We start from the raw sequence: 470 nt of genomic DNA, 5'->3' as shown, positions 1-470 counted from the left end.
GCAAGTACGTCCGCGTCGATGAGTGCGTCAACTAGCGCCAGCGAATCAGCAAGTACGTCTGCCTCAATGAGTGCGTCAACTAGCGCCAGTGAGTCAGCAAGTACATCGGCATCAATGAGTGCATCGGCAAGTGCGAGCGAGTCCGCAAGCACTTCAGCATCGCAAAGTGCTTCAACAAGTGCTTCAGAATCGGCAAGTACGTCAGCATCCATGAGCGCCTCAACAAGTGCCAGCGAATCGGCAAGTACGTCAGCGTCAATGAGTGCATCAATGAGTGCGAGCGAATCCGCAAGTACAAGTGCTTCCATGAGTGCATCAACAAGTGCGAGTGAGTCCGCAAGTACAAGTGCATCGATGAGCGCTTCAACAAGTGCGTCAGAATCAGCAAGTACGTCGGCGTCAAGCTCAGTTATCACAAGCATGGGAGAACCTGCGATTCACTCCCTTGACAGTGTTGATATTAATAGTGT

General features: G+C 51.7%; 1 protein-coding gene and 1 pseudogene. One reads left to right on the top strand and one right to left on the bottom strand.

The features are described 5' to 3' along the window. A pseudogene (locus HMPREF2877_RS11435) lies at positions 1–212 on the bottom strand (hypothetical protein); the annotation flags it as partial. On the opposite strand from HMPREF2877_RS11435, the gene HMPREF2877_RS11430 reads away from it, so the two are divergent. Continuing rightward, on the top strand, positions 211–470 hold a 260-nt coding region (locus HMPREF2877_RS11430; RefSeq protein ID WP_373419247.1), incomplete at its 3' end, for a hypothetical protein. The pseudogene HMPREF2877_RS11435 and the gene HMPREF2877_RS11430 overlap by 2 nt on opposite strands.

The sequence above is a fragment of the Streptococcus sp. HMSC072D03 genome, assembly GCF_001812855.1.
GTDB classification, from domain to species: Bacteria; Bacillota; Bacilli; order Lactobacillales; family Streptococcaceae; genus Streptococcus; species Streptococcus salivarius_D.
The sequence above is the reverse complement of the archived record's forward strand: the minus strand, read 5'-3'. Positions and strand labels throughout refer to the sequence as shown.